The organism is Streptomyces sp. NPDC001852 (genome assembly GCF_042891825.1).
GTDB lineage: Bacteria > Actinomycetota > Actinomycetes > Streptomycetales > Streptomycetaceae > Streptomyces.
The window spans coordinates 341,470-361,725 of the sequence record NZ_JBIATN010000005.1 but is presented as its reverse complement, the minus strand read 5'-3'; the positions used below and the strand labels follow the sequence as shown (position 1 = coordinate 361,725).

At 73.2% G+C, this 20,256-nt stretch carries 20 protein-coding genes; 11 read left to right on the top strand and 9 right to left on the bottom strand.

The annotated features are described in order from the left end of the window. Positions 1 to 36: 36 nt before the first annotated feature. Positions 37 to 1,458 carry an amidase gene (locus ACFYZB_RS11870; RefSeq protein ID WP_388757301.1) on the top strand — a complete coding sequence of 474 codons (1,422 nt, stop codon included), beginning with the start codon at positions 37 to 39 and terminating at the stop codon, positions 1,456 to 1,458. A 340-nt stretch (positions 1,459 to 1,798) separates the two neighbouring features. Here ACFYZB_RS11870 and ACFYZB_RS11865 read toward each other — a convergent pair whose 3' ends face one another. Together ACFYZB_RS11865 and ACFYZB_RS11860 are read right to left on the bottom strand one after the other, a co-directional pair. After that, a complete protein-coding gene (locus ACFYZB_RS11865) occupies positions 1,799 to 2,227 on the bottom strand; it encodes a hypothetical protein (RefSeq protein WP_388757298.1) in 429 nt (142 codons plus the stop codon). Between the two features lie 72 nt (positions 2,228 to 2,299). Then, positions 2,300 to 2,971, bottom strand: coding sequence for a helix-turn-helix transcriptional regulator (locus tag ACFYZB_RS11860; protein WP_388757295.1), 672 nt, complete (start codon positions 2,969 to 2,971; stop codon positions 2,300 to 2,302). Positions 2,972 to 3,097: 126 nt separating this feature from the next. Between ACFYZB_RS11860 and ACFYZB_RS11855 the strand changes: the two genes are divergently transcribed. Together ACFYZB_RS11855 and ACFYZB_RS11850 are read left to right on the top strand one after the other, a co-directional pair. Continuing rightward, a complete protein-coding gene (locus tag ACFYZB_RS11855; RefSeq protein WP_388757292.1) occupies positions 3,098 to 3,511 on the top strand; it encodes a hypothetical protein in 414 nt (137 codons plus the stop codon). A gap of 287 nt (positions 3,512 to 3,798) precedes the next feature. Next, positions 3,799 to 4,245, top strand: a complete 447-nt coding sequence (locus ACFYZB_RS11850) for a type II toxin-antitoxin system PemK/MazF family toxin (RefSeq protein ID WP_388757289.1) — start codon at positions 3,799 to 3,801, stop codon at positions 4,243 to 4,245. Here the strand turns inward: ACFYZB_RS11850 and ACFYZB_RS11845 are convergent. Then, positions 4,230 to 5,090: a TIGR02452 family protein gene (locus ACFYZB_RS11845; RefSeq protein WP_388757286.1), complete on the bottom strand. Its 861-nt coding sequence runs from the start codon at positions 5,088 to 5,090 to the stop codon at positions 4,230 to 4,232. The two genes, ACFYZB_RS11850 and ACFYZB_RS11845, sit on opposite strands and share 16 nt — an antisense overlap. A 277-nt stretch (positions 5,091 to 5,367) precedes the next feature. On the opposite strand from ACFYZB_RS11845, the gene egtA reads away from it, so the two are divergent. The 4 genes from egtA to egtD are packed head-to-tail and all read left to right on the top strand — an operon-like array spanning position 5,368 to position 9,801. Then, positions 5,368 to 6,702 carry an ergothioneine biosynthesis glutamate--cysteine ligase EgtA gene (gene egtA / locus ACFYZB_RS11840; protein ID WP_388757283.1) on the top strand — a complete coding sequence of 445 codons (1,335 nt, stop codon included), beginning with the start codon at positions 5,368 to 5,370 and terminating at the stop codon, positions 6,700 to 6,702. Beyond that, positions 6,699 to 8,030, top strand: coding sequence for an ergothioneine biosynthesis protein EgtB (gene egtB, locus ACFYZB_RS11835; RefSeq protein WP_388757280.1), 1,332 nt, complete (start codon positions 6,699 to 6,701; stop codon positions 8,028 to 8,030). Before egtA ends, egtB begins: the two co-directional genes overlap by 4 nt. Next, positions 8,030 to 8,845, top strand: a complete 816-nt coding sequence (gene egtC / locus ACFYZB_RS11830) for an ergothioneine biosynthesis protein EgtC (RefSeq protein WP_388757277.1) — start codon at positions 8,030 to 8,032, stop codon at positions 8,843 to 8,845. Before egtB ends, egtC begins: the two co-directional genes overlap by 1 nt. Continuing rightward, entirely contained in the window at positions 8,842 to 9,801 is a 960-nt protein-coding gene (egtD, locus tag ACFYZB_RS11825) for an L-histidine N(alpha)-methyltransferase (RefSeq protein ID WP_388757274.1), read from the top strand. The genes egtC and egtD overlap by 4 nt, the downstream gene beginning before the upstream one ends. Before the next feature lies 1 nt (position 9,802). Here the strand turns inward: egtD and ACFYZB_RS11820 are convergent, their stop codons facing one another. Then, positions 9,803 to 11,056, bottom strand: a complete 1,254-nt coding sequence (locus ACFYZB_RS11820) for an extracellular solute-binding protein (protein ID WP_388757271.1) — start codon at positions 11,054 to 11,056, stop codon at positions 9,803 to 9,805. A 183-nt stretch (positions 11,057 to 11,239) separates the two neighbouring features. Between ACFYZB_RS11820 and ACFYZB_RS11815 the strand changes: the two genes are divergently transcribed. Then, the gene (locus ACFYZB_RS11815; RefSeq protein ID WP_153536743.1) at positions 11,240 to 11,455 is read left to right on the top strand and encodes a dodecin; all 216 of its coding nucleotides are present in this window, start codon (positions 11,240 to 11,242) and stop codon (positions 11,453 to 11,455) included. Positions 11,456 to 11,468: 13 nt separating this feature from the next. Here ACFYZB_RS11815 and ACFYZB_RS11810 read toward each other — a convergent pair whose 3' ends face one another. After that, the gene (locus ACFYZB_RS11810; protein WP_351208505.1) at positions 11,469 to 11,960 is read right to left on the bottom strand and encodes a hypothetical protein; all 492 of its coding nucleotides are present in this window, start codon (positions 11,958 to 11,960) and stop codon (positions 11,469 to 11,471) included. 65 nt (positions 11,961 to 12,025) lie between these two features. Here ACFYZB_RS11810 and ACFYZB_RS11805 point away from each other — a divergent pair, with 65 nt between their 5' ends. The 3 genes from ACFYZB_RS11805 (at position 12,026) to ACFYZB_RS11795 (ending at position 15,671) form a co-directional block, all read left to right on the top strand. Beyond that, positions 12,026 to 13,033, top strand: coding sequence for an LLM class flavin-dependent oxidoreductase (locus ACFYZB_RS11805; RefSeq protein ID WP_388757266.1), 1,008 nt, complete (start codon positions 12,026 to 12,028; stop codon positions 13,031 to 13,033). 75 nt (positions 13,034 to 13,108) lie between these two features. Continuing rightward, entirely contained in the window at positions 13,109 to 13,303 is a 195-nt protein-coding gene (locus ACFYZB_RS11800; protein ID WP_388757263.1) for an antitoxin, read from the top strand. Positions 13,304 to 13,331: 28 nt separating this feature from the next. After that, on the top strand, positions 13,332 to 15,671 hold the full coding sequence (locus tag ACFYZB_RS11795) for an ATP-binding cassette domain-containing protein (protein WP_388757260.1): 2,340 nt from the start codon (positions 13,332 to 13,334) through the stop codon (positions 15,669 to 15,671). Positions 15,672 to 15,749: 78 nt separating this feature from the next. On the opposite strand, the gene ACFYZB_RS11790 is transcribed toward ACFYZB_RS11795, so the two are convergent. The 4 genes from ACFYZB_RS11790 to ACFYZB_RS11775 form a co-directional block, all read right to left on the bottom strand. Beyond that, a complete protein-coding gene (locus tag ACFYZB_RS11790) occupies positions 15,750 to 16,556 on the bottom strand; it encodes a lysophospholipid acyltransferase family protein (protein ID WP_388757257.1) in 807 nt (268 codons plus the stop codon). Next, positions 16,556 to 17,326: a GNAT family N-acetyltransferase gene (locus ACFYZB_RS11785; RefSeq protein WP_388757254.1), complete on the bottom strand. Its 771-nt coding sequence runs from the start codon at positions 17,324 to 17,326 to the stop codon at positions 16,556 to 16,558. The genes ACFYZB_RS11790 and ACFYZB_RS11785 overlap by 1 nt, the downstream gene beginning before the upstream one ends. A 234-nt stretch (positions 17,327 to 17,560) precedes the next feature. Continuing rightward, the gene (locus ACFYZB_RS11780; RefSeq protein WP_388757251.1) at positions 17,561 to 18,310 is read right to left on the bottom strand and encodes a succinate dehydrogenase/fumarate reductase iron-sulfur subunit; all 750 of its coding nucleotides are present in this window, start codon (positions 18,308 to 18,310) and stop codon (positions 17,561 to 17,563) included. Next, complete coding sequence (locus ACFYZB_RS11775) at positions 18,307 to 20,256, bottom strand: fumarate reductase/succinate dehydrogenase flavoprotein subunit (RefSeq protein WP_388757248.1); 1,950 nt, start codon at positions 20,254 to 20,256, stop codon at positions 18,307 to 18,309. The genes ACFYZB_RS11780 and ACFYZB_RS11775 overlap by 4 nt, the downstream gene beginning before the upstream one ends.

The following is a 20,256-nucleotide window of genomic DNA, read 5'->3' as shown; positions in this document are numbered from 1 at the left end:
AGACATCAGTCCCGGAGTCTCCCGGAGGGCCCGCCCATGACGCACGACCGTTCCGCCGGCCTCGCCGAGACCCGGCGTGCACTCGCCGACGGGAAGGTGACCTCCCGTGCACTGGTGGAACGGGCGCTGGCCCGGATCGAGGCCACGCAGGGGACGTTGAACGCCTTCCGCATCGTGCGGGCCGAGGCGGCGCTCGCCGAAGCGGACGCCGCCGACCGGGAGTTGGCCGGCGGGGCGCGGCGTCCGCTGCTCGGGGTGCCGGTGGCGGTGAAGGACGACATGGACGTGGCCGGGGAGCCGACCGCGTTCGGCTGCGCGGGCGCGTTCCCCGTGGCCGCCGAGGACGGGGAGGCGGTACGGCGGCTGCGCGCGGCCGGAGCCGTGATCGTCGGCAAGACCAACACCTGCGAGCTGGGGCAGTGGCCGTTCACCGAGGGAGCCGCGTTCGGGGACACCCGCAATCCCTGGCACCCCGGGCACACGCCCGGGGGTTCGTCCGGGGGCTCGGCCGCCGCCGTCGCGGCCGGGCTCGTCCCCGCAGCGCTCGGCTCCGACGGCGCCGGCTCCGTGCGCATCCCGGCGGCGTGGACCGGTCTGGTCGGCATCAAGCCGCAGCGGGGCCGTATCTCCACCTGGCCGCGCGGTGAGTCCTTCCAGGGCATCACGGTCAACGGCACCCTCGCCCGGACGGTCGCCGACGCGGCCCTGCTGCTGGACGCGGCGAGCGGCAACCACGACCGGGACCCGCACCGGCCGCCCGCGCTGACCGTGGCGGACGCGGTCGGCCGCGACCCGGGCCGGCTGCGCATCGCCCTGTCCCTGAAGCCGCCGTTCACCGCCGTACCGGCCCGACTGCACCCGGAGATCCGCGCCCGGGTCGTCGAACTCGCCGGGAAACTCGCCGCGTTGGGGCACGACGTCGAGGAGGCCGACCCGCCGTACGGGCAGATCGGGCTGACCTTCGTGCCGCGCGCCACGGCCGGAATCGCCGAACACGTCCGCGAGGCACCCGACCCGGCGCTGCTCGATCCGCGCACCCGGGACGCGGCCCGCCTCGGCCGGCTGCTCGGCGGTGCCCCACTGCGCGCGGCCCGGCGCGCGGAGGCGGCGCTGCACCGGCGGATCGGCGGGTTCTTCGGGCGGTACGACGTCGTCCTCGCGCCCACGACGGCCGCTCCCCCGCCCCGCATCGGCTCCCTGTACCGGCTGCGCGGGCTGGCCACGGACCGGGCCATGATCGCCGCCTGCCCGTACGCCTGGCCGTGGAACGTGCTGGGCTGGCCGGGTGTGAACGTGCCCGCCGGGCTCGTCGGTGACGGCCTGCCGGTGGGCGCGCAACTGCTCGGACCCGCGCACAGCGAACCGCTGCTGGTGTCCGTCGCCGCCCAGTTGGAGACGGAGCTGCGCTGGCAGGACCGGTGGCCGCCGAAGTCCGCCTCGGCCCCGCGGGCCGCTTGACGGCGCTTTCGCCCGTGCCTTGTGGCAATTGACCGACGACACGTCGATCGCCGAGCGCCGGGGCTGGTGACGGGAAGGGGCCGGGCGCGGGCGGGTCTACGAGGAGGACGTGCGGGGCAGGTTCGGGCGCCGGTCGGACGCCGACCGCAGCTGCGGGTCGGGGTCGGGTCCGAGGTGAGGCGTTCACGGTGGCGGGCGGGGTCCGCGGGGCCTGTGCGGCCGGGGTACGGGCCTCAGGGGCGGCGTCCTCCCGGATCCGGCCGGGCGGGCGCACACTTCCGTCTCGCCCCCCGTGTTGCCGAAGCGCCCTTGCGCGCCGCGGGGCGACGACCTTGCGCCGTCACACCGTGAGCAGGCCGACTCCCAGGGCGATCAGGGCGATGACCTTCAGCATCTCCAGTCCCACGTACCAGAAGTGGCTGCGGGAGCGGGGCAGTTCCTCTCCGGCGAGGATCCGGTCGGACCGGCGGTTGAGGTAGGGCCGGACGGCGGCCAGCTGGGCGAGGAGCAGCACCGCGAGGACCGCGGTGAGCGCCGTGATCCCGGCCGGGGCACCGCCCACGGCGATCGCGGCGATGACGACGACGGCCAGCACCGCCTCCACGGCGTTCAGCGCGCGGAAGACCAGCCGGCCTATGCCCAGGCCGACCGGGATGGTCACGCCCGGTGCTCGGAACTTCAGCGGCGCCTCCAGGAAGGAGATCGCCAGCACCATGCCGAGCCAGACGAAGGTGACAGCGCTCGCGGTGGCGGCGGACGTGCCGTTCATGTGCGGGGGCCTTTCTCCGCCGGGGGCCGGCGGTGCAGTGCGGGAGTGCCCGGACTGGGGGGAGTACGTCGGCTAGGCGGCCTTGGTCGCGGCCAAGTGGGCCACGCAGGAGTCGGGTTCGGCGAAGGGTTCCAGGCCGGTGGCCGTCAGCGGGGCGTCCAGCCGGGCCAACGCGCCCTGCATCAGGCCCAGATGGAGTGGGCACACCAGCCTCCCGTGTTCCTCGGCGAGTTCCAGGAAGGGGCAGTGCCGCAGCCGGATCAGCCGGGGTGGCGCGCCGGACTCGTCCGCCCCCTCCGCCTGCGGTGCGAAGCCCAGCTCGCCCAGCAGAGCCAGGAGTGCGGCCACCGAGCGGTCCGCCGTCGGCTCCTCGAACGGGGGCGGCGGCTGCACCAGGTGACCACCCCACGCCCTGCCCGTCTGCACGGCCTCCTCGCGCGCCGTCGCCGGGTCGCCGGACGCCCACCGGCTCAGCAGGACGCGGGCGAGAAGTCGGTAGTCACGCATGCCGCCGCGGTCCATGCCGGGACGCGCGGTGTAGACGGTGCGGGGCCGGCCCGGCCCCGAGGACGGCTCGGCCCGGCACTCGACCAGGCCCTCGGCAACCAGGGTGTCCAGATGGAACCGCACCGTGTTCGGGTGGACGCCCATCCGCTCGGCCGTCTCCGCGACGCCTAGCGGCGAGGGCGCCGCGCGCAGCACGTCCAGCACTTCTCGGCGGCGTGGCCTCTCTCGCGTGGTCACCTCCGGAACCCCTCTCCCACCTGCGCTCATTTTTCACGAACTCTACGTGTATTAATTGTAGAGTGAGCACGGGGCAGCACTGGATACGTGTTCGCGGGGAAACGGAAGAGGCGAGGGGAACACCAGATGACGTCGCGCTCAGCGACCCGCACCGGGCCGGCCGGCCGCACCGCGGACGAGGCACGCGTGCTGTGCGACACCCGGGCCCTGGTGGAGTCTCCACCCCTGCCGGGCGGAGTGCTGTGGAAACTGGCCGAGAGCGGACGGCAGCTCGACGCCAACGTGGTCCGGCTCGCGCCGGGCGACCGGATCACGGCGCACACCGAGACGCGGCTGGATGTGATGGTCCTGGTCGTGGCCGGGGGCGGCGTGCTCGGCGCGGGCCCCGCCGAGGAACCGCAGCCGCTCACCGAGGGCGCCCTGGCCTGGCTGCCGCACGGGGCGTCGCGCAGCATCAGCGCCGGTGAGGCGGGCCTGACCTATGTGACCGTGCATCAGCGCCGCCCGGGAATGCAGATCGGCACGCGCCCCGAGGCCTGACCGGCCACGCCTCGACGACCTCGCGCGCCACGGCCCGGACCACCCGCACAGCACCCGCCCCGCCGGCTGCGGCCCGGCCGCCGACACACGGCGGCCCCCGCGTGCCGCGGTCGGGGCCGGCGCCGCGCCACTGCCGGGACCAATGGGACGTGACCGTCGGAGCCGGCGGCACGCCACTGTCGGAACCGAAGGCGCGCCACCCGTCGCACCCCCGGCCCCCCCACCGGCACAACCCCCCGCCGACAGCCGCCCCTTGACCTGCGGGAGCTTGCCACTAGGGTGCCCCCGTGACCACGTTTACCGATGAGAACGTCCCCGGCCGCTTCGGCCCCCAGGCGACCACCGAGGCCGACCCGCGCGAGGTCGGCCGGGTGCGCACCGAGTACTCCCCGGCCCACGACGGCGACCCGGACCCCGGCGAGATCGTGTGGACCTGGGTTCCGTTCGAGGAGAACGACGGCCGGGGCAAGGACCGCCCGGTGCTGGTCGTCGCCCGGGAGGCGGCCGGCACCCTGCTCGCCGTACAGCTCTCCAGCAAGCGGCACGACGGCGACCGGGAGTGGGTGGCGATCGGCAGCGGGCCGTGGGACCGGTCCGGCCGGGACTCGTGGGTGGACGTGGACCGCGTCCTGCGGCTGCACGAGGAGGGCATGCGCCGCGAGGCGTGCGCGATCGACCGGATGCGGTTCAACCTCGTCCGGCAGCGCCTGCAGGAGCGCTACGGCTGGACCTGACCGGCGTACGGCGCCCCGGCCGGGGATTCCGGGAAGGCCTGGGCGAACGCCTCCCGCACCGCCGTTCCCGGTGTCCGGTCCAGCACCCCGAACACCACGCGCTGAAACGTCCCGGCGAACCGGCCGCCGGGGCCGAGCAGTGCCTGGAACGCGCCCGCGACCTGCGCGGGGTCGTTCTGGAACACTCCGCATCCCCAGGCACCGAGCACCAGCCGGCCGTAGCCGCAGGCGGCGGCCGTCTCCAGTACGCGCTCGGCCCGTGCCGCGAGCGCGCCCGGCAACTCGGCGGCGCGCTCCGGCTCCGTGCGCCGTACGACGCCCGCGTTGGGGGCGGCCGCGGTCAGGAAGCCCGCGGGGTACGGCTCGGCCAGCAGCCGGCCCCGGTCGTCGCGGAAGACCGGGACGGCCGGGGAGTGGATCACCCGGTCCGTGTAGAACGGGTCGCGGTGGGTGTGGTGGTGGTCGTAGAACTCCCGGACCTCCAGCAGGCAGGTGTACAGCGCGGAGGCGCGGCACAGGGCCTCCTCCTGGGCCTGCGCGCCGTTGAGATAGCCGCCGCCGGGGTTGCGCGCGGAGGCGAAGTTCAGGACCGCGACCGGAGCACCGGCCAGCCGGCGGGCGGCCACCAGACTGCTCTCCCCGGTGACCTCGAAAACGGTGGACGTCTGCCGCACCGGCACCGGTTCCCGCAGGGGAACCGGCTGCGGACCGAACATCCGCGTGGCGGCCCGCGCGGCCTCGATCTCCGCCGCGAGGGACACCTTGCGGCCGTCCGGCAAGCGGTACCGGCCCGCCGCGACGATCTGCTCCGTCTCCGCGGCGATCCCGCGCAGGCGCGCACTCATGGCGCCACCCCCGTGGGCGCCGTGCCCGCGGCCTGCGCGGTCTCCCCCGTCGTGCTCATGCACGCATCCTGGGTGATGCTGGTGATGCCGTGCAACGGAATTTCCCGTCCCCGGAACGGTCCGCAAACGCATACGGAAACGGAGGTGACCGAACCGGAACGTACCGGGGGGCACCCTTGTGCGAATCGGCTCGAGGGTCTTGGGTGGAACGCACGCCTGCCCGGCCCCACGTCCGAACCGGGCCGGCGGCATGGTGGAATCTCAGGAGGATCCCGACATGTCCGATTCACAGAGCGACGGTGGCGACTGTACGGACCACCGCACCGCCGTCGCCGAAGCCGAGGCGGAGGCCCTGGTCCGGGGCATCTGCTTCAAGACCGGGCCACCCCGCGCACTCGGTGTCGAACTGGAGTGGCTCGTCCATGAGCTGCGGATGCCGCAGCTCCCCGTGACACCCGAACGACTCCGGGCGGCGTACGCCGCACTGCGGGCCCTGCCCCTGCGGTCGCCGCTCACCGTGGAACCCGGCGGCCAGCTGGAGCTGAGCTCGCCGCCCGCCGCCTCCCTGATGGAGTGCGTCGGCACCGTCTCCGCCGACCTGGCCACCGTACGCTCCTTCCTCGCCGAGGAGGGCCTCGGTCTGGTGGGTATCGGCCACGACCCCTGGCACACCCCCCGCCGGTTCCTGCACGAGCCGCGCTACGACGCGATGGAGGCCTGCCTGGACCGCACCGGTCCGGCCGGCCGGCACATGATGTGTGCCTCCGCCTCCGTGCAGGTGTGCGTGGACGCCGGCCACGAGGAGCCGGGCCCGCTCGGGTACCGGCGCCGCTGGTGGCTGGCCCATCAGCTGGGGGCGGTCCTGGTGGCCGCGTTCGCCAACTCCCCGCTGATCGGCCGCGAGCCCACGGGCTGGCGGTCCAGCCGGCAGCTGATGTGGATGGAGATCGGCGCCGGACGCGCGGGCGCTCCCCCGCTGGACGGCGACCCGCGCGCCGCCTGGGCCCGGCACGTGCTCGACTCCCCGGTGATGTGTGTGCGCCGGGACAGCGGGCCGTGGGCGGTGCCCGAGGGGCTCACCTTCCGGGAGTGGACCCGTTCCCGGTCGCCCCGGCCGCCCACCCGGGCGGATCTGGACTACCACCTGACCACCCTGTTCCCGCCGGTCCGGCCGCGGGGCCACCTGGAGCTGCGGATGATCGACGCGCAGCCCGGCGACGACGGCTGGATCGTGCCGCTCGCGGTGACGGCGGCGCTGTTCGACGACCCGGCAGCCGCCGAGACCGCGTACCGGAGCGTCAAGCGCCTCGCGGAACGGGCCCTGAACCTGCCCGCCCCGCACAACCCGCTGTGGACCGACGCGGCCCGCCTCGGCCTCGCCGACCCGGAGCTGCGCGAGGTGGCCGCCGTGTGTTTCACTGCGGCGCTCCAGGCCCTGCCCCGGCTCGGCGCCACCGCCGGGGTGACCGACGCGGTGGCCGCGTATCTCGACCGCTATGTCGCCCGGGGCCGCTGCCCGGCCGACGACCTGCTGGACCGGCTGGACGGCGGGGACCTGCCCCCGTACCGGCCCGGCCGCACCGCCCACGGGAGGAAGGACATCCGCACATGACCGCCCCCGAGACCGACACGACCGAGGTGGACACCGAGACGCTGCGCGAGCGGGTGCTGGCCTCCCTCACCACGGCCCGGGACCGCACCACGCTGCTGACCAGTTGCGTCGAGGAGCCCGACCTCACCGCGCAGCACTCGCCGCTGATGTCCCCGCTGGTGTGGGACCTGGCGCACATCGGCAACCAGGAGGAGCTGTGGCTGCTCCGGGGGGTCGGCGGCCGGGACGCCATGCGGCCCGAGATCGACCGCCTGTACGACGCCTTCGAGCATCCGCGGGCCGAGCGGCCCTCGCTGCCGCTGCTGCCGCCCGCGGAGGCCCGCCGCTACGCGGCCGAGGTGCGCGGCCGGGTCATGGACCTGCTGGCGGGCGCGGACTTCCACGGCACCCGGCTGACCGAGGCAGGGTTCGCCTTCGGGATGATCGCCCAGCACGAACAGCAGCACGACGAAACGATGTTGATCACCCACCAGCTCAGAAAGGGCCCGCAGGCCCTGACCGCCCCGGATCCGGAGCCGGCCCCGCTGTTCACCGGCCCGGCCGAAGTCCTCGTTCCCGGCGGGCCCTTCACGATGGGCACCTCCACCGAGCCGTGGGCACTGGACAACGAACGCCCGGCGCACGCCCGGGAGGTGGCGCCGTTCTGGATCGACACCACGCCGGTGACGAACGCGGCGTACCAGGCGTTCATCGAGGACGGCGGCTACGACACCGAGCGCTGGTGGGCCCCGGAGGGCTGGACCCACATCAGGCAGCACGCGATCACCGCGCCGCTGTTCTGGCGCCGGGACGGCGACCGCTGGCTGCGGCGCCGCTTCGGGGTCACCGAGGCGGTCCCGCCGGACGAGCCGGTGCTGCACGTGTGCTGGTACGAGGCCGACGCCTACGCCCGCTGGGCCGGGCGGCGGCTGCCCACCGAGGCGGAGTGGGAGAAGGCCGCCCGGCACGACCCGGCCACCGGCCGCTCCCTGCGCTACCCGTGGGGCGACGCGGACCCGGCGCCGCAGCACGCCAACCTGGGTCAGCGGCATCTGAGGCCCGCGCCCGCGGGCAGCTATCCCGCCGGTGCATCACCGCTCGGCGTACGGCAGTTGATCGGCGACGTGTGGGAGTGGACGGCGAGCGACTTCCTGCCGTACCCGGGGTTCCAGGCCTTCCCGTACAGGGAGTACTCGGAGGTGTTCTTCGGCCCCGACCACAAGGTGCTGCGCGGCGGTTCGTTCGCCGTGGACCCGGTGGCCTGCCGGGGCACGTTCCGCAACTGGGACTACCCGGTCCGGCGGCAGATCTTCTGCGGGTTCCGCACCGCCCGCTCGGAGGCCGTCTGATGTGCCGCCATCTGGCCTACGTGGGGCCCGAGGAGCCGCTCGGCCGGCTTCTCCTGGAGCCGGAGCACAGCCTGGTCCGCCAGTCGTGGGCGCCCCGGCGGCAGCGCTACGGGACGGTCAACGCGGACGGCTTCGGGGTCGGCTGGTACGCCCAGGACGACCCCCTGCCGGCGCGTTACCGGCGCGCCGGGCCGATCTGGGCGGACCTGTCCTTCGCCGACCTGGCCCGGGTGGTGCGCTCCGGCTGCGTGCTCGCCGCCGTACGGGACGCGACGCTCGCGGGGGCCGACGCCGAGGCCGCCGCGGCGCCCTTCGCCTCGGGCCGGTGGCTGTTCAGCCACAACGGCGCGCTCGCGGGCTGGCCCGACTCGGTGGCACCGCTGGTGTCCGCGCTGCCCCCGGTGGAGCTGCTGTCGCTGCAGGCCCGCACCGACTCGGCGTTCGTCTGGGCGCTGGTCCTGCACCGGCTGCGCTGCGGTGACGAGCCGGACCAGGCGCTCGGCGAAACGGTTCGGCAGCTGGCTCGGGCGGCCCCGGCCTCCCGGCTCAACCTGCTGCTGACCGACGGCACGACGATCGCCGCCACCGCCTGGGGCGACACCCTCTGGTACCGCACGGAGCCCGGCCGGAGCACGGTCGTCGCCTCCGAACCCCACGACGACGACCCGCTCTGGCAGGAGGTCCCCGACCGCACCGTGCTCACCGCGAGCCGCGCCGGCGTGCTGCTCGCACCGCTGGAGGATCCGGCGCCCTCCCCCACTCCCGACTCCGCTCGAGCGGCGGCGCCCCCATCATCGAAGGAGCCCTGTACGTGAGCCCCCTGCACGTGACCCGCACACTCCCCGAAGACGCGACGGAGGCCGCGCTGCGTGCCGACGTCCGGCACGGCCTCACCGCCAGCCCCAAGTGGCTGCCGCCCAAGTGGTTCTACGACGCCCGCGGCAGCGAGCTGTTCGAGCAGATCACCGAACTGCCCGAGTACTATCCCACGCGCGCCGAGCGGGAGATCCTCGTCGGCCGGTCCGGCGAGATCGCCGCGGCGAGCGGTGCCCGCACGCTGATCGAACTCGGCTCGGGCTCCTCGGAGAAGACCCGCTATCTCCTCGACGCGCTCTCGCCCGCGGCGTACGTCCCGGTCGACGTCAGCGAGAGCGCGCTCACCCAGGCCGGGCAGGCGCTCGTCGCGGACCGTCCGGACCTCGACGTCCATGCGCTGATCGCCGACTTCACCGCCCCGCTGGCCCTGCCCGCGACTCCCGGCCCCCGGCTGCTGGCCTTCCTCGGCGGCACGATCGGCAACCTGCTGCCCGCCGAACGCGCAGGCTTCCTGGCCACCGTACGGTCCCTGCTCGCGCCGGGCGACGGGCTGCTGCTCGGCACGGACCTGGTCAAGGACGAACAGGTGCTGGTCCGGGCCTACGACGACGCGGCCGGGGTGACCGCCGCGTTCAACAAGAACGTACTGGCCGTCATCGACCGCGAGTTGGGTGCCGACTTCGACCCGGACACCTTCGACCATGTGGCCCGCTGGGACGCCGGGCACGAGTGGATCGAGATGCGGCTGCGCTCCCGTACCGCGCAGACCGTGAAGGTGCCCGCGCTGGACCTGGCCGTGGACTTCGCAGCGGGCGAGGAACTGCGCACCGAGGTGTCGGCGAAGTTCCGCAAGGAGGGCGTGAGCCGCGAACTGGCGGCAGCCGGCCTTGAGTTGACCCATTGGTGGACGGACGCACAGGGCCGCTTCGCGCTGTCGTTGAGCGTGGCGCGGTGACTCACACGTCCGGCGCGAGTTCCCCGGTGATCTTCGCGGAGGCCCGGCGGGCCTCCGTCGCCGGGTCCGCGCCCTCGAGTACCCGGGTCATGTACCGCTTGATCGGGTTGTCGGCCTCGACGTCGGCCCACTGAGGGGTGCTGGGGGTCGCCCGGCCGTGCGCCGCGCCCGCGGCCATGGCGGCGACCCCCTCCTCGCCCGCGACCGCGCTCGCCAGCGTGGTCTTGTTGGGCACGTAGTTCATGGTGCGGGCGAGTTCGGTGTCCCACTTGGCGCCGACGAGCGCCCCCACGACGGCGGTCGCCGCGAACTGGTCCTTGGTACGGGCCGGGACGACGAGGTCGGAGCCGCCGGTGAAGACGGTGCCGGGACGCGCCGCGGTCCTGCCGGGCACCGGGAAGAAGCCCAGCTTGTCCTTCAGATCCGGGTTCTGCCGCACGATCGACTGGGCGAGCCCCGGTACGGCGACGAGCTGCGCCACCCTGCTGCCGGCGAACACCCCGGCCTGGGGCGGGTGTTCCTCGTCGGCGTCCGCCGGGCCGCGGCCCAGCGCCTGCAGCCGCCGGTAGAAGTCCATGCCGCGCAGCGCGGCCGGGGTGTCGAGGGTGCCCTCCCACCTGTAGTCCTTCTGCCGGGCGAGGTCGCCGCCCTCGTCCCAGATGAACCCCGAGAGGGTGTACCAGTCCTGTCCGGCAAGGTAGATGCCCTGGTTGCCGCCGGAGTTCAGCTTCTCGGTGTCGGCGAGCCATTCCTCGCGGGTCCGCGGCGGGCGGGTGATGCCGGCCGCCTCGAACAGGTCCTTGCGGTAGATGACGACGCGGTTGGCCGCGTACCAGGGGATGCCGTACTGCGCGTTGCCGTCCTGGCCGGGCTGGGCGAGGGCGGGCAGCCACTGGTCCTTGCCCCAGTCACGCATCGACTCCAGCGTGAGGTCGGCGAGCTTGCCGCCATCGGCGTACAGCGGCACCTGAGTGTTGCCGACCTCGATGACATCGGGTCCGCCGGCGGAGTCGTCCTTGAGCGCCGCACGGACCTTGTCGACGATGCCGGTCCATTCCTGGATGCGGATGTCCAGACGCAGGTCCTTGTGGGTGCGTTCGAAATCGGCGGTGAAGCGCCGCAGGAACTGCCCGGAGGCGCTGTCCTTCATCACCCACACGGTGACGGTCTTGCGTTCATGGTGGCCCGGGAGCATCCCGCAGGCGCTCACGAGGGAACCGGTGGCGCACACGAGGGCGAGCAGACGACGTCTCACGAGGGGTCCTGTTCTGTCTGGCAAGGGAACGCGGACAGGGGTGGGGGCCCGACGTGGGGGGACGAGCGGTGAGACTCGTACGGGTGTGCTGGATTTTGGTATGGACCAATGCGGAGGTCAAGGGGCGGGCCGGGCGGGGATGGGGCACGGTGGAGTACGGCGTGACACGAGAGGAGCACCCTCATGACGAACCACACCTACCGGGTCACCGAGATCGTCGGCACGTCGCACGAGGGCATCGACCAGGCCATCCGCAACGGCATCGCCCGCGCCGACCAGACCCTGCGCAACCTGGACTGGTTCGAGATCACCGAGGTCCGCGGCCAGATCGAGAACGGACGGATCGAGCACTACCAGGTGGGGCTGAAGGTGGGCTTCCGCATCGAGGACGCGGACTGACCGGCTCCCGGCGTCAGGTGCGGCCCTCCCGCTCCTGAGCCTCCTGAAGCGCCGCGGACTTCGCGGCCCAGCGGGCGCGTACGACGGTGAACCCGGCGCGCTCGGCGTCGTCGCAGACCATCTCGTCGTCGTCCACGAGGACCCGGATCTCGCGGTCCTGGGCGAGCCGGCGCAGGATCTCCAGCTTGGTGAACCGGGCGGGCCTGCGGTCGGCGTTGCCCCGCATGTACACCCGCCCCTCGGGCAGCCCGTGGGCCGCGAGCCAGTCCAACGTGTCGCGCCGGCACCGCTCGGGGCGGCCGGTGAGGTACAGCACCTCGCACTCGCGGGCGCTGTCCACGGCGAGCGCGATGCCCTCGGCGAGGGGCGGGTCCGCGGGCGCGGCGGCGAAGAACCCGGCCCAGTCCTTCGGCCGTGCCTCCAGGAAGTGCTGCCGGTGCGCGGTGTCGGCCAGGGTGTTGTCCAGGTCGAACACGGCGAGGGGACGCCTGCTGCTGTCGGTCACGGGGCCACCTTAGCCAGGCTCCGGCGGGCCAGGAATTCCCGGGTCGCCAGGGCGTTGAACCCAGTGTGAGCAGCACAGTGATCGCCCGGACCCGCTTCTCCGTCCTCGACCGTTCCCGTACCCGCGAGGGGCACTCGCCCGCCGAGGCGCTGCGGGACACGGTCGCACTGGCGCGGGAGGCGGAGGCGCTCGGCTATCACCGGTTCTGGGTGTCCGAGCACCACGGCGTGCCCGGAGTCGCCGGTTCCGCGCCGACCGTGCTGGCCGCCGCGGTCGCCTCGGCCACCCGCACGATCCGGGTCGGCACCGGCGGGGTGATGCTGCCCAACCACCAACCGCTCGTCGTCGCCGAGCAGTTCGGCGTCCTGGAGTCCCTGTTCCCCGGCCGGATCGACATGGGGCTCGGCCGTTCCGTCGGTTTCACCGACGGGGTGCGCAGGGCCCTCGGCCGGGACCGGGAGGTGGCCGAGGACTTCGCGGCACAGCTCGGCGAGCTGCTGGGCTGGTTCGAGGGCGGCTCGCCGACCGGGGTGCGGGCGCGTCCGGCCGAGGGGCTGCGGGTGCCGCCGTTCGTGCTGGCCATGGGCGAGGGTGCGCGGACAGCGGCCCGCGCCGGGCTGCCGATGGTGATCGGCGATCTGCGCGGCCGGGAGAAGATGCTGCGCGGCATCGACCAGTACCGCTCCCTGTTCCGCCCCTCCCCGTGGGCGTCGGAGCCGTACGTCGTGATCTCCGGGACGGTAGCGGTCGCGGGCACCGAGGACGCGGCGCGGCGGCTGCTGGTCCCGGAGGCCTGGTCGATGGCGTATTCCCGTACCCACGGCACCTTCCCGCCGCTCGCCCCGGCCGAGGAGATCGAGGGCCGCCCGATGACCGCGAAGGAGCGGGGCTTCTACGAGACCTCTCTCGCCGGGCACATCGCCGGGACCGAGGACCAGGTCGCGCACGAGCTGGAGACCGTGCTGAAGGAGACCGGCGCCGACGAGGTCCTGGTCACGACCAGCACCTACGACCGCACCGCCCTGCTGGACTCCCACCGGTGGCTCGCCGCGCTCTTCGCGCCCTGCCGCTGACGGGCCCGAGATGCGGACCCGGCCGGGGCCGGTGACCCTGGGGAGTGGAAGCCGCGAGCGACGAGGAGGGCTGCCATGTCCTTCATGGACAAGATCAAGGGCATGCTCAAGGGCCACGAGGACATGGCCGACAAGGGCATCGACAAGGGCGGCGACTACATCGACCAGCGCACCGGCAACAAGTACCAGTCGCAGGTCGACGCCGGGCAGGACAAGCTGAGGGACGAGTTCGGCACCCGGCCGAACCGGGACAACCCGCCGCAGTCGTAGAGCCCGGGGGCGGATAGAGTCTCCCCCCATGCACAGCCCCCACGAGCCGTACGACCCTTACGTCCGTGTCCGTGGCGCCCGTGAGCACAACCTCAAGGGCGTCGACGTGGACATCCCGCGGGACGTACTGGCCGTGTTCACCGGCGTGTCCGGCTCGGGGAAGTCGTCCCTGGCGTTCGGCACGATCTACGCCGAGGCGCAGCGGCGGTACTTCGAGTCGGTCGCGCCGTATGCGCGCAGGCTGATCCACCAGGTCGGGGCGCCCAGGGTCGGCGAGATCACCGGGCTGCCGCCCGCGGTCTCGCTGCAGCAGCGCCGCGCCGCCCCCACCTCGCGTTCCTCGGTGGGCACGGTCACCAATCTCTCCAACTCCCTGCGCATGCTGTTCTCCCGGGCCGGGGAGTATCCGCCGGGCGCGGAGCGGCTCGAGTCGGACGCGTTCTCGCCGAACACGGCGGCCGGTGCCTGCCCGGAGTGCCATGGCCTGGGCCAGGTGCACGGCACCACCGAGGAGTTGCTGGTCCCGGACCCCTCGCTGTCCATCCGCGAGGGCGCCATCGCCGCCTGGCCCGGTGCCTGGCAGGGCAAGAACCTGCGCGACATCCTCGACGCGCTCGGCCACGACGTGGACCGGCCCTGGCGCGAACTGCCGGCCGCGCATCGGGAGTGGATCCTGTTCACGGACGAGCAGCCCGTCGTCACCGTGCACCCCGTCCGGGACGCCAACCGCATCCAACGGCCCTACCAGGGTACGTACATGAGCGCCCGCCGGTATGTGCTGAAGACGTTCTCGGACACCAAGTCGGCGTCGCTGCGGGCGAAGGCGGAACGCTTCCTGACCAGCTCGCCCTGTCCGGCGTGCGGGGGCAGCCGGCTGCGGCCGGAGGCGCTGGCGGTGACCTTCGGCGGCCGCACCATCGCCGAGCTGGCCGCGCTGCCGCTGACCGACCTGGCCGCCCTGCTCGAGGGCCGCACCGAGACCGCGCGGGTCCTCACCGAGGACCTGAAGTCGCGGATCGCGCCGGTGGTCGAACTGGGCCTCGGCTACCTCAGCCTCGACCGCTCCACCCCCACCCTGTCGGCGGGCGAGCTGCAACGGCTGCGGCTCGCCACGCAGTTGCGCTCCGGGCTGTTCGGCGTCGTCTACGTCCTGGACGAGCCGTCCGCCGGACTGCACCCGGCGGACACCGAGGCGCTGCTGACCGTGCTGGACCGGCTGAAGGCCGCGGGCAACTCGGTGTTCGTGGTGGAGCATCACCTGGAGGTGGTGCGCGGTGCCGACTGGCTGGTGGACGTGGGCCCCGGCGCGGGCGAGCACGGCGGACGCGTGCTGTACAGCGGGCCGCCGGACGAGCTGGCGTCGGTGGAGGAGTCCGCGACGGCCGCGTTCCTCTTCGACGAGTCACCCGGCCCGGCACGTGAAGTACGCGGGCCGCGCGGCTGGTTGACGGTGGGTCCGGTGACCCGGCACAACCTGCGGGCGGTGACGGCCGGGTTCCCGCTCGGCGCGTTCACCGCCGTGACCGGGGTCTCCGGCTCCGGAAAGTCCACGCTCATCGGCGAGTTGACGCAGGAGCTGGAGGGCGTGGACCGGCTGGTCCGGGTCGACCAGAAGCCGATCGGGCGCACCCCGCGCTCCAATCTGGCCACGTACACCGGTCTGTTCGACGTCGTACGCAAGCTGTTCGCGGACACCGAGGAGGCGCGGGCGCGCGGGTACGGCGTCGGGCGCTTCTCCTTCAATGTGGCCGGCGGCCGCTGCGAGACCTGCCAGGGCGAGGGGTTCGTCAGCGTCGAGCTGCTGTTCCTGCCGAGCACCTACGCGCCCTGCCCGGACTGCGGCGGCGCCCGCTACCACCCCGGGACGCTGGAAGTGACCTACCGGGGGCGGAACATCGCCGAGGTGCTCGATCTGACGGTGGAGGGGGCGGCGGAGTTCTTCGCGGACGTCCCGGCCGCCGCCCGTAGCCTCGGCACGCTGCTCGACGTGGGCCTCGGCTATCTGCGGCTCGGTCAGCCGGCGACCGAGCTGTCCGGCGGGGAGGCGCAGCGGATCAAGCTGGCGAGCGAGCTGCAGCGCGGGCGGCGCGGCCACACCCTCTACCTGCTGGACGAGCCCACCACCGGGCTGCACCCGGCCGACGTGGAGGTCCTGATGGACCGGCTGCACGGGCTGGTCGACGCCGGGCACACGGTCGTGGTGGTGGAGCACGACATGACCGTGGTCGCGGGCGCCGACTGGGTGATCGATCTCGGCCCCGGCGGGGGTGACCGGGGCGGCCGGATCGTGGCGTCGGGTCCGCCGGAGCGGGTGGCCGCGGCGGCGGGCAGCGCCACGGCACCGTATCTGGCGCGGGTCATGCCCTGAGCCGACGGCTGTTCGGTCCCGACGGCGGTTCGACACCTGTGCCTCGCGGCGTCTGCGGAGAACAGGCGCCGCACTGGCCTAGACCAGCGCGGCGTGGGTCCAGTCCGGTTCGCCGACGCGGCCGGGCTGGGCGGCCCGCGCCAGGGATTTGCGGGTGGGGTGACGGCCGGCCGGGATGAGCGGGAGTATCTCCACCTCGGCGACCAGGCCCCGGGCGCGGGCCACCCGCCACAGCGACGCGAGCAGGGTGTCCTCGCCGACGAACGCCGCTGCCGTGCTCGGCCCGCCGCCGTCCTGCCGGTAGCGCAGGCCGACCGGCTGCACGGGCACGCCGGCGTCGAGCGCGGCCTGGAAGACGGCGCGGCGGAAGCGGCCGTGGGCCCGCCCGCACCAGGTGCTGCCCTCGGGGAACGCGGCGACGGCCGCGCCCGCGCGCAGCGCCTCGGCGATCCGGGCGACCGTCTCGGGCAGGGCGCGGATCCGGTCCCGTTCGATGAACAGGGCCCCGCCGCGGGCGGCCAGCGGGCCCGCGACCGGCCACTGCCGGATCTCGGTCTTGGCGAGCATCCGGGCGGGGCGTACGGCGGTCAGCAGCGGGATGTCCAGCCATGAGACATGGTTGGCGACCAGCAGCAGCCCGCCGGCCGGTGCGGCGGGGCCGGTGAAGCGGACCCGGACCCCCATGGCCCGCACGATCGCCCGGCACCACCGCCTGACCCACTCGGCGGGGATCCTCCCGCCGAGTGGGGACAGCACGATCCCGGCCAGCACCAGGACCGCGACCGCGGTCAGCCGCAGCACGGCCCGGGGTACGGCCGTGGCGGCCCGGGCCGTCTCCACGCAGGCGCCCGGGGTACAGGGCGCGCTGGGCAGCCAGACGCTCATCAGGCCGGCACGAGGGAGAGGAAGTGCCGCAGATAGCGCGGGTTGACCCGGCGCATCGACAGCAGCACGTACAGGTCGGCGACCCCGAAGTCGGGGTCGTGCGCGGGCTCGCCGCACACCTGGGCGCCGAGGCGCAGATAGCCGCGCAGCAGGGCGGGCAGCTCGCTGTGTCCGGCCGGGGCCTCGGCGTTCGGGATCCAGGGGAGCAGCGGCCGTACCCGGAACTCCTCGGGTGCCAGGTGCTTGGCGCGCACCCGCTCCCAGGTCGCCGTCGCGAGGGCGCCGCCGTCGGCGAGCGGCACCGAGCAGCAGCCCGCCAGCCACTCGTGCCCGCGGTCGATCATGTACCGGGCTATCCCGGCCCAGATCAGACTGATGACGGCGCCGTCGCGGTGGTCGGGGTGCACGCAGGAGCGGCCGACCTCGACCAGACCGGGCCGGATCGGGTCCAGTGCGGCGAGATCGAACTCGCCCTCGGAGTAGAGCCGGCCGGCGACCGCGGCGCGCTCGGGCGGCAGCAGCCGGTAGGTGCCGACGACCTGCCCGGTGAGGGTGTCGCGCACGAGCAGGTGGTCGCAGTAGGCGTCGAAGGAGTCGACGTCCAGTCCCGGCTGCGGCGTGGCCAGCAGGGCCCCCATCTCACCGGCGAAGACGTCGTGCCGCAGCCGCTGCGCGGCCCGCACGTCGTCCTCGTCTCGGGCGAGGGTGACGGTGTAGCGGGTCGGTGCCGCGGGCTGTGGGGGGCGGTCGAGCGTGGAAACGCCGGTCATGGCTCTCTCCTGGTCACGGGCCGGTTCGGCGAGGGCGGCGAGCGGGTGCGTACGGCCCGCCGCTCCTGTTCTTCCGATGCCGGTTGGCGTGCGCGTGACCTGTGTCAGGAGAGGGGATGTGGGAATGTTGAACGCCGGGGTACGACGATCACGGGAAACCAGACGGGGCCGGTGAGCACCACCCCCGGCCCCGCCCGTTCGCCTGCGCGACGAACGTTTCCCTGTCGGTGGGGCCTACCGCTTCCCCGCCTTACGGGTGGCTCGCAGCCACTCCTTGTTCATGCTCGTGATGGACACGAGCGGGATGCCCTTGGGGCAGGCGGTCGCGCACTCCCCCGTCAGCGTGCAGCCGCCGAAGCCCTCTGCGTCCATCTGCGCCACCATGTCCAGCACCCGCGTCTCCCGCTCGGGCGCGCCCTGGGGCAGCACGTTCAGGTGGTTGACCTTGGCGGAGGTGAACAGCATCGCCGCGCCGTTGGGACACGCGGCCACACACGCCCCGCAGCCGATGCACTCGGCGTGCTCGAACGCGAAGTCGGCGTCGGCCTTGGGCACCGGCGTGGCGTGCGCCTCCGGCGCGGCCCCGGTCGGTGCGGTGACGTAGCCGCCGGCCTGGATGATCCGGTCGAACGCGGACCGGTCGACCACCAGGTCCTTGATCACCGGGAAGGCCGCCGCCCGCCACGGCTCGATGTCGATCGTGTCGCCGTCCTTGAAGGACCGCATGTGCAGCTGGCAGGTGGTGGTGCGCTCCGGCCCGTGCGCGTCGCCGTTGATCACGAGCGAGCACGCGCCGCAGATGCCCTCGCGGCAGTCGTGGTCGAAGGCGACCGGTTCCTGGCCGGACAGGATGAGCTGCTCGTTGAGGACGTCCAGCATCTCCAGGAAGGACATGTCGGACGAGATGCCGTCCACCTCGTACGTGGACATCGCTCCTTCGGCGTCGGCGTTCTGCTGGCGCCAGACGCGCAGGGTGAGCTTCATGCGTAGCTCCGCTGGGTGGGGTGGACGTACTCGAAGACCAGGTCTTCCTTGTGCAGGACGGGTGCGTCACCGGTGCCGGTGAACTCCCAGGCCGCCGCGTAGCCGAACTCGTCGTCCCTGCGGGCGGCTTCGCCGTCCGGGGTCTGGGACTCCTCGCGGAAGTGGCCGCCGCACGACTCGCCGCGGTGCAGCGCGTCGAGGCACATCAGCTCCGCCAGCTCCAGGTAGTCGACGATGCGGTTGGCCTTCTCCAGTGACTGGTTGAACTCCTCGCCGGTGCCGGGGACCTTGATGCGCCGCCAGAACTCCTCGCGGATCTGCGGGATGCGCTCCAATGCCTTGCGCAGTCCGGCGTCGGTGCGAGCCATGCCGCAGAACTCCCACATCAGTTCCCCGACTTCGCGGTGGAAGGAGTCCGGGGTGCGGTCGCCGTCCACGGCGAGGAGCCTCGTCAACCGGTCCTCGGTCTCGGCCAACACCCCCTGGACCGCGGGGTGTTCGGCGGTGACCGGGTCCTGGTGGGGGTTGCGGGCCAGGTAGTCGTTGATGGTGGCCGGCAGCACGAAGTAGCCGTCGGCGAGGCCCTGCATCAGCGCGGAGGCGCCGAGCCGGTTGGCGCCGTGGTCGGAGAAGTTGGCCTCGCCGATCGCGAACAGGCCCGGGACGGTGGTCTGCAGGTCGTAGTCGACCCACAGGCCCCCCATCGTGTAGTGCACCGCCGGGTAGATCCGCATCGGCACCTCGTACGGATCCTCGTCGGTGATCCGCTGGTACATGTCGAAGAGGTTGCCGTACTTGGCCTCGACCGCCTTGCGCCCCATGCGCTGGATCGCGTCGGCGAAGTCCAGGTAGACGCCCTGCCCGCCGGGGCCCACTCCCCTGCCCTCGTCGCAGACGTTCTTAGCGGCGCGGGAGGCGATGTCCCGCGGGACCAGGTTGCCGAAGGACGGGTAGATGCGCTCCAGGTAGTAGTCGCGCTCGTCCTCGGGGATCTGGTTCGGCGGGCGGGTGTCGCCCTTGGCCTTGGGCACCCAGATCCGGCCGTCGTTGCGCAGCGACTCGCTCATCAGGGTCAGCTTGGACTGGTGGTCGCCGGTGCGCGGGATGCAGGTGGGGTGGATCTGCGTGAAGCAGGGGTTGGCGAAGTACGCGCCACGCCGGTGCGCCCGCCAGATCGCGGTCGCGTTGGAGTTCATGGCGTTGGTCGACAGGTAGAAGACGTTTCCGTAACCGCCGCTGGCCAGTACGACGGCGTCGGCGAAGTACGTGTCGATCCTGCCGGTGATCAGATCCCGGGCCACGATGCCGCGGGCCCGCCCGTCCACCACGATCAGGTCCAGCATCTCGGTGCGCGGATGCATCTCCACGTTCCCGGCGGCGATCTGCCTGCTGAGGGCCTGGTACGCGCCCAGCAGCAGCTGCTGGCCCGTCTGGCCACGGGCGTAGAAGGTCCGCGACACCTGTACGCCGCCGAAGGAGCGGGTGTCGAGCAGACCGCCGTACTCGCGGGCGAAGGGCACGCCCTGGGCCACGCACTGGTCGATGATCTCGACCGAGATCTGCGCGAGGCGGTGGACGTTGGACTCGCGAGCGCGGAAGTCGCCGCCCTTGACCGTGTCGTAGAACAGCCGGTGGATCGAGTCGCCGTCGTTGCGGTAGTTCTTCGCCGCGTTGATGCCGCCTTGCGCGGCGATGGAGTGGGCGCGGCGCGGGGAGTCCTGGTAGCAGAACTGGACGACGTGGTAGCCCTGTTCGGCCAGGGTGGCGCCGGCCGAGCCGCCGGCCAGGCCGGTGCCGACCACGATGACCGTGTGCTTGCGCCGGTTGGCGGGGTTGACCAGCTTGGCCTCGAAGCGGCGCTTGTCCCAGCGCTCGTGGATCGGTCCGGACGGGGCCTTGGAGTCGGTGACCGGCGCACCGGTCGTGTAGTTCGCGTAGTCGGTCAT

Bases quoted from the DNA above. Each gene is read 5' to 3' on its own strand.
- ACFYZB_RS11785 (WP_388757254.1), bottom strand. From the start codon at position 17,326: ATGACCGGCGTTTCCACGCTCGACCGCCCCCCACAGCCCGCGGCACCG.
- ACFYZB_RS11775 (WP_388757248.1), bottom strand. From the start codon at position 20,256: ATGACCGACTACGCGAACTACACGACCGGTGCGCCGGTCACCGACTCC.
- ACFYZB_RS11795 (WP_388757260.1), top strand. From the start codon at position 13,332: ATGCACAGCCCCCACGAGCCGTACGACCCTTACGTCCGTGTCCGTGGC.
- ACFYZB_RS11790 (WP_388757257.1), bottom strand. From the start codon at position 16,556: ATGAGCGTCTGGCTGCCCAGCGCGCCCTGTACCCCGGGCGCCTGCGTG.
- ACFYZB_RS11855 (WP_388757292.1), top strand. From the start codon at position 3,098: ATGACGTCGCGCTCAGCGACCCGCACCGGGCCGGCCGGCCGCACCGCG.
- ACFYZB_RS11870 (WP_388757301.1), top strand. From the start codon at position 37: ATGACGCACGACCGTTCCGCCGGCCTCGCCGAGACCCGGCGTGCACTC.
- egtC (WP_388757277.1), top strand. From the start codon at position 8,030: ATGTGCCGCCATCTGGCCTACGTGGGGCCCGAGGAGCCGCTCGGCCGG.
- ACFYZB_RS11845 (WP_388757286.1), bottom strand. From the start codon at position 5,090: ATGAGTGCGCGCCTGCGCGGGATCGCCGCGGAGACGGAGCAGATCGTC.
- egtB (WP_388757280.1), top strand. From the start codon at position 6,699: ATGACCGCCCCCGAGACCGACACGACCGAGGTGGACACCGAGACGCTG.
- ACFYZB_RS11780 (WP_388757251.1), bottom strand. From the start codon at position 18,310: ATGAAGCTCACCCTGCGCGTCTGGCGCCAGCAGAACGCCGACGCCGAA.
- ACFYZB_RS11800 (WP_388757263.1), top strand. From the start codon at position 13,109: ATGTCCTTCATGGACAAGATCAAGGGCATGCTCAAGGGCCACGAGGAC.
- egtA (WP_388757283.1), top strand. From the start codon at position 5,368: ATGTCCGATTCACAGAGCGACGGTGGCGACTGTACGGACCACCGCACC.
- ACFYZB_RS11815 (WP_153536743.1), top strand. From the start codon at position 11,240: ATGACGAACCACACCTACCGGGTCACCGAGATCGTCGGCACGTCGCAC.
- ACFYZB_RS11865 (WP_388757298.1), bottom strand. From the start codon at position 2,227: ATGAACGGCACGTCCGCCGCCACCGCGAGCGCTGTCACCTTCGTCTGG.